The organism is Kushneria pakistanensis (genome assembly GCF_014652795.1).
Lineage (GTDB): Bacteria > Pseudomonadota > Gammaproteobacteria > Pseudomonadales > Halomonadaceae > Kushneria > Kushneria pakistanensis.
In genome coordinates this window covers 1-6626 of record NZ_BMZM01000007.1, presented here as the reverse complement: position 1 = coordinate 6626, position 6626 = coordinate 1, and the positions used below count along the sequence as shown (strand labels likewise).

Annotated in this window: 5 protein-coding genes; 3 read left to right on the top strand and 2 right to left on the bottom strand. The window is 49.2% G+C overall.

The genetic code is table 11. The features are described 5' to 3' along the window. Positions 1 to 11: 11 nt before the first annotated feature. Together IE123_RS16055 and IE123_RS16050 are read right to left on the bottom strand one after the other, a co-directional pair. Positions 12 to 1613 carry a type IV secretory system conjugative DNA transfer family protein gene (locus tag IE123_RS16055; RefSeq protein ID WP_189520108.1) on the bottom strand — a complete coding sequence of 534 codons (1602 nt, stop codon included), beginning with the start codon at positions 1611 to 1613 and terminating at the stop codon, positions 12 to 14. Between the two features lie 12 nt (positions 1614 to 1625). Continuing rightward, entirely contained in the window at positions 1626 to 2489 is an 864-nt protein-coding gene (locus tag IE123_RS16050) for a phage integrase N-terminal domain-containing protein (protein WP_189520106.1), read from the bottom strand. A gap of 1537 nt (positions 2490 to 4026) precedes the next feature. Between IE123_RS16050 and IE123_RS16045 the strand changes: the two genes are divergently transcribed. The 3 genes from IE123_RS16045 to IE123_RS16035 all read left to right on the top strand — a co-directional run bounded on the left by IE123_RS16045 (position 4027) and on the right by IE123_RS16035 (position 6328). Then, positions 4027 to 4884, top strand: a complete 858-nt coding sequence (locus IE123_RS16045) for a replication initiation protein (protein ID WP_229819818.1) — start codon at positions 4027 to 4029, stop codon at positions 4882 to 4884. A 197-nt stretch (positions 4885 to 5081) separates the two neighbouring features. Next, entirely contained in the window at positions 5082 to 5408 is a 327-nt protein-coding gene (locus tag IE123_RS16040) for a hypothetical protein (protein ID WP_189520102.1), read from the top strand. Between the two features lie 197 nt (positions 5409 to 5605). After that, entirely contained in the window at positions 5606 to 6328 is a 723-nt protein-coding gene (locus IE123_RS16035; RefSeq protein ID WP_189520101.1) for a hypothetical protein, read from the top strand. Positions 6329 to 6626 lie beyond the last annotated feature (298 nt).

The following is a 6626-nucleotide window of genomic DNA, read 5'->3' as shown; positions in this document are numbered from 1 at the left end:
GCTTTTTGTGTCTACTCGCTGGCTTCGTAGGGCTCTCCTCGAACCGCTGACGGCCGCTGCCCTTCAAATACTGGCCAGCGCTTAAAATAGGGCGCTGCTGTGCCACGCCATGCCAACCCCTGATAGGTACAGACCGTCTCTCCCTGGGGCAGCTGCTGGAGCTGATACGGCCAGATAACAGGTTCGCGTTCCAATGATTGTGAATGCGTGTAGGTTCGATCGGAAAAAACCGGGATCAAGGCAGGATCGACCGTTTCACTAATCGAACGCACCAGTCGATCTACAGAGCCGATCTTGTCGCTAATCCACTCAGCAGTACTGTTATCGTTGAGTCGAAATGTTAAATGCAGATCACAGGCTCCCATAATGATGTTGGCCCCTTCATCCGACTTCGCCCCGTAAGTCTGCATCTGCTCACGGCTCTGCCAATACAACCAGGTAGGCAGTTGTCGGCTACGAATCGTGTTCAGCTTCTGCACTAGCCCCGCAACCTGTGGCACGTTGCCAATCTCATCAAGCAAAAGTAAAACGGGCTGACGATCCGTGTGCTCAATCAGATAGCGCAGGACATGGCCCATCATGACGGAAAACAGGCGAGCCGTAGTCTGCTGTTGGGCTTCTTCGAATTGTAAAAAGAGTGCGACGCGACCAGCACAAAGATCGGCAAGGGTAAAATCAGAGGATGCTAAGGCTTCACGAATTGCGGGAAATCGTAGAAAACGGAGATTGGCCTGAAAGGTCGCGAAAATTGAACCGAGCAGCCGTTCATTGTTGGCGACAATACGTAAGCCACTGGCAAGCTCTCGTGCTTCAGCTGAAGGACTTGCCGCAAGTTCACGCAGTAGCTCACGGTGTTCGCTAAAACCAGCGACATAATCACGTAGACGTGGGAACGAAACGCTGCCTTCAGCCTCGCGCAAATGAGTAATCAGTGCATCGAGAAGATCACGGGCACTCTCGTTAAAAACAGCGTCTTCGCTATTCTCCGAGGGCACTAGCGCTGCGGCCAGCTCACCAACTGCTTCGGGGCTTTCAAGATCGTCAAGCAGGTTATAGCGATGACCACAGCGAGCTGTGGGATTGAATACCAGTAGACGATATCCCTTTTCCTCAAGACGCTGACGGACAATACCGTATATTTCCGGTTTGATATCGTTAACTACGAATGATCGCCCTGATTCAGCCCATTCAAGCAACTGTGCGACCAAGAAAGCCGTCTTGCCAGTACCAGGCGGGCCGATGACGCAGGCTCGGTCATGGGTGCTGATATAGAAAGGTTTACCAGCAATTTCACCTGCCAGTACGCCATCATGACTGGAACGCTTTATCACTGCCTGCTGAATAGAGGAATCAACAAGTAAATCAGAAGATTCTTTTGTTACGGAAGGGTTTGCATAGCCTAAAGCGCTGCCAATCATGGGAAGCCCAAAAAAGGCGAGTGCTGCCATCACAGCAAGTGCTACCACTGCCTCCGCCGTATCTGGATATAAAAAGCAAAGCAGCATGATGCAACCCGCAGCTATTGCCCACCGCATCGGATAACGTATGACGTTGAGCCATACCTTACCTGCGGTGTTTCCTACCTTGCGCCATTGGTCATCGTTGTCCTGCATGGGCTTTCTCCGTTATCGCCCGAGGTAAACTGCTGTCACTTGTTCGCGTTCATGGCCAAGTTCACGCGAGATTGTCAGCCGTGCTTCGCGATCCTCAGTTCGCTGTTCGGGTGTTAAATCCCGTGCCGATGCCCCACCAGCAGCCGGCGACGCGCGACCGGTCAATTCCTGATAACGCATCTGGGCGTATGCGTGGCGTAAGCCATGCATACGTGACAGACCAACTTTGCCCAAGTGATATTCATAACTCTTGAGGTGCTGCGCGTAAGACTTTTCAGGAGGGATCAGAGATCCCTGACCGGCGACACGATGGGCCTGCTCTAACGCGGCCCGTTGTGCGTCGGTCCGGATAGGGATGTCACGTGCTCGGCCACCTTTAGTCCAGCTGCCCTGTAGTGCAAGCCGATCCCCTTGATCAGCGATCTCGGGTCTCAGTTTCATCGACTCCTCGCGGCGCAAACCAAAAGCACGTTGCAAGTAAAGACTGGTCTGTATGCGCTCGTCAGGAATTGAGCCTACACGTGGATCAAGTTCACGCGCACGACTATCGCTGCTGACATAGCTGCGGTCAGATATACCCAGAGCGCTGTTATCGCCGGGCACTACGCCGGGCTTACCGACCTTATCAGCCCACCATCGGATATGGGCCATTCTGTTTTTAATAGTTGCGTCACTAATACTGGCTTCACGCCAATGAGACACAAGCGATTCAACGTGTTTTGGCTTTAAGCTCTCTGCTCGCATTTGGCGATAGCCAAGCTCTTGAAGATCTCGGCTTATTGCTCGCAAAGAGCGGGCCCGTTGGTATTGTGTCGTCTGGCTACCATCACGGTTTCGACGACACAATTGCATAAAATCGTAACCCAGCTTGTTCATCTTTGAGCGAATTCTGGTCAGTGTAATTGCCGATCTATACAGCAAGAAGTTGCATAGAACACCCAAGGGTAAAGGCAGATAAAGCGATGCTCGTTCGCTTGCTCAATAGAGCTTCCCGGCCGCTCTACTGTTGTGAGTCATGCCGAGATTTCGTGCAGCTTTTGTCTCCTCTGCAAAATAACTAATTTACAGGAGAACGTGCACCTGAAGAGGCGGCACGGGCTCCCCTACAGGGCGTGGAAAACGTCCACGTACGCATCAGTAATACTGATAAAGGGCGGTCTTTTCGTAGACCATTCGGCGCTACTAAGAAAAGGTGTAGCACGACCTTAGGGCACCTCTATCGACTTTTAGTCTTGCCGAGGTAAGCAACACACACACACATCAACACATATAAAGAGATTTAAGCTTACCTCATCACTCGTCCATCATTCAATATTTTGCCCTTGCAAGCGCGCACTTAGGCTTGTTGCTTGCCGCGTCACTACCTGATGGCAGTGACGCGGCACATGACCTTGAGGTACGCTTTAAATCTGACAACATTGTTAAACGAGAAAGGGAATTACATGCAGGATGATCAAACAAAGCACCTTGAGTCAGCTATTAGAAAGCAAACTCTTTGCGGTGGCTGCGAAGCTTCTGATCTGATGTTGTGGCAAGATAACGGTAAATTACCTTTGAAATTGGAAAATAACGATTTACCTAATGGATCGACCAAAAGTAGAGATGTAGATTGTTGGTATTTAATTAGATGTAGGTTTTTCAGATTCACGATACAATCGCCTACATCACTTGTTCACTGTACAAGCTTCAAAGCCAGAGAAGGTTGAAAAGCTGTTTTCCATCCTCTCTTCGACGATTAAAAATCGTCTCGATGCGGTGGATATAATTACGTTTAGGTTGAATCAACGCTCAATATGATATTGAGCGTTAACCTCGTGCTCTTTGAATTAAATCTGTGCGCTTTTTACGTTTCTGCATCTTCCTATACACCATATAAGTATAGAAAGCGCATGCTGTAAGCAAGATTGAAAATATTCCTATGGTTATACCTACTGCCTTAAGCGACACATTTAAGTTTTCTGTTTCTAAAATCATAAACGTAGTCATTGGATTCATAATAAAGCTACCTCGCTAGACAAAACTGGTACTGATTTAGCCCTAGCACTGACCCTGTAATAGTTTTTGCCCCTCATTGTTAACTTAAGCCGAAGGCGTTTCATGTACCCGCGTAACGATGAAAGGCCCCCTCAAGGCTGCGTGCTTTAGCGGGCACGTGAGGTGCTTCAGATGAAATAGTATAAATGCGCGAATGCTGTACGTCTTTTCTGTACTTTTCCCCTTTTCCCCTTTTAGCGCTTATAAGTTATTGAATTTAAAAACAAAATACCCCCAAAAGGGGAGGGATTTGCGGTTAAAAGGGGAGGGATTTGCGGTTAAAAGGGGAGGGATTTGCGGTTGTAGAGGGGAGGGATTTGCGGTATTAAGGGAGTGCGTATACTTACTCCCTATAAAGCACAAATGCAGGATGAGCCAGATGCAGATTTATAAGAGCAATGCTTTGATCGAAGCACAGTATCGTCTCAGTGTTGTCGAACAACGCATCATGCTGGCCTGCATCAGCCAAGTGCGGCGTGATCAGTCAATCACTGATGAGGTGTTATATAGCGTCACTGCGGCTGAGATAGCGGCTATGTCGGGTACATCCACTAAGCAGGCCTACCGAGAGCTAGAGAAGGCTGCACTGCGGCTCAAAAGGCGTGACGTGCGTTTGATCAAGGATCCCAACGGCCACGGCAGCAAGCGGAAAGTTATGATCACCGGTTGGGTGCAGACGATTATTTACGTTGAGGAAGAGGGTCGCGTCGAGCTGCGTTTTACTAGAGACATGCTGCCCTATCTGACTCAGCTTACGGAGCAATTTACCCGTTACGCTCTGGCTGACGTGGCGCAAATGACCAGTGCGCATGCAATACGTCTCTACGAACTGCTAGTTCAGTGGCGCGGTGCAGGAGAGCGCGAAGTCGAGATTGGTTGGTTACGTGAGGCATTCCAGCTCGATGATAAGTATCCCGCGATCAAGGATTTCAAACGTTGGGTCATTGAGCCAGCTATCGAGCAGATTAATGAGCACTCTCCACTCTGGGTTCAGTGGGAGCAGCGCAAGACAGGTAGGACAGTCACACACTTGGCTTTTACCTTTGGCGAAAAGGTATCAAAAAAGCCGCAGAAGCTTCGCAAAGGAAAATCTAAGGCCACAGTAGGCGATGGAACGCAAAAGGGCTCAGGGGCGCTCTACGGTATCCCTATGGCTGTTATAAAAAATAGTGCTCAGCCTGGTGAGTCATGCGAGGACACAGCACTACGCCTACTTGATGAAGCAAAACAAAGGTAGGCATACAGATATGTATCAAGGGAGGTAAGGTAAACCCCACCTGCGACACCACGCGACAGCGGTGATGCGACACCATGCGACTGACACCTAGCAATGCATCTAAACTCTTTGGTATTCACCGTGCGACTCTCTATCGCCATATGGCGTCAGGGCGCTTGTCATGGGTACTAGAGCCTAGCGGCAGTAGGGCTTTAGACATGTCGGAACTTATTCGATGTTATGGCGAGCCTCCCAATAGTGCGACATCTATTGCGACACTTGCGACACCACCTTTTAGTGAAGATGCGACACCTGCAACAGAGCGTTTTTTGGCTGAACTGGTTGAGCTGGCAAGGCGTCAGGGAGAGGAGTTGCGATTACTGCGAGAGGATGTGGCCAGCCTGCGCAGACTCCCTCCCCCAGAGGGCTACAAAAGCACTGCGGAAGAAGACCAAGAGAAGCCCGAGCCTGACGATCCGCATGGGTTTCGTGCAATGGCCAAAAGAATCTATACAGATGATGGTAGGGACGGGCAGGGAAGATAAACAAATAAAACCTTTAATGTATATTAGGTATATTTTTTATAGTTTTTCTAAATACTCCTCCTACATGGCCGTTAACAATAGATCCACGCGAGTATGTCGTTGAAGGGTGATCCGACACAGCGTGTCTCTGCTTTGAGTGTGGGCAGTCAGAGTTCATGGCGCCCAAAAGCAATAATTTTCAGTGATGGGGTCAGATCATGATCGACATTAATACCCGCTTATCACAAAACTCGGTCCAGAACAGCGGGACGGTCAAAAACCGTACTGAAAAAGCAACTAGCGAAGTCGCCGGATCAAACCAACAGGCATCTTCGGGTATCAGAATTTCTTCGCTAGCGCAGGAGCTGAATGCGGCCCAAGCTCGGGCCGATGCTAGGGACAGTAGCCTTGACCGTGACGCGCTATCTGCCAAAGCAAGTGACATTAGAAGCCAGTTCTATGGCAGTGCCTATCAGCAAAATAAAGATAAATATGATGCTGAAGTACCCAACACCAATGATCCAGCGCATCTGGACCGAGCCAAGCAAGCTACTACATATGTGAATGGAAGCGGCAGCAATCCATTCAAAGGACTTGCCCCTGATCAGCTTAGTTTAATTATTTACGATGAAGGCGGCACATTCACAATGAATGAGAAGCGTGCAGCGCTAGATGAACAATGGGACCAAACACAAGCCTGGAAAAGAGAAGTAGTTGCAGAAATCAACAGGCAATGGGATGAAAAGAATGGTGATATCAGTGATGTACTAAAAGACATCATGGATTATTTTGACAATCTTCCTCCTATCGAAGAGGCACAATACGATAGCTCGTGGAGGCAGAGTCTCCAGAATAATATTGCACACTTTTCAAGCGGCCGTTCGAACTCGGACAACCCTGGCCACACTGTAATCCCTGCGTTGAATAAATATGAACCTTGATCGGGGGTCTATGGCTTGTTGAATGAGCGGGAAAGCGGCAGCAATTATTGCTTGCTGACTTTCTTTCAGAGAGGCCATAGGTTTGCGAAATTTCAAAAAATCATGATTACGCACATTATCATGAGTGTTTTCGGGCCTCATTTCCGGCCACTCAATCCATGTTGTCGTTGCGTCCCTCGAACACGTGTTCCACTGTATTCAGTGGAGCAAGGATGCTCCTTCGAGCACGGATCGCTCGATAAGATGCATGAGCAGGATGCTCATGGAAGCAGGGAAGGACACATAGCTTCAGGAAAGC

Bases quoted from the DNA above. Each gene is read 5' to 3' on its own strand.
- IE123_RS16055 (WP_189520108.1), bottom strand. From the start codon at position 1,613: ATGCAGGACAACGATGACCAATGGCGCAAGGTAGGAAACACCGCAGGT.
- IE123_RS16050 (WP_189520106.1), bottom strand. From the start codon at position 2,489: ATGAACAAGCTGGGTTACGATTTTATGCAATTGTGTCGTCGAAACCGT.
- IE123_RS16045 (WP_229819818.1), top strand. From the start codon at position 4,027: ATGCAGATTTATAAGAGCAATGCTTTGATCGAAGCACAGTATCGTCTC.
- IE123_RS16040 (WP_189520102.1), top strand. From the start codon at position 5,082: ATGTCGGAACTTATTCGATGTTATGGCGAGCCTCCCAATAGTGCGACA.
- IE123_RS16035 (WP_189520101.1), top strand. From the start codon at position 5,606: ATGATCGACATTAATACCCGCTTATCACAAAACTCGGTCCAGAACAGC.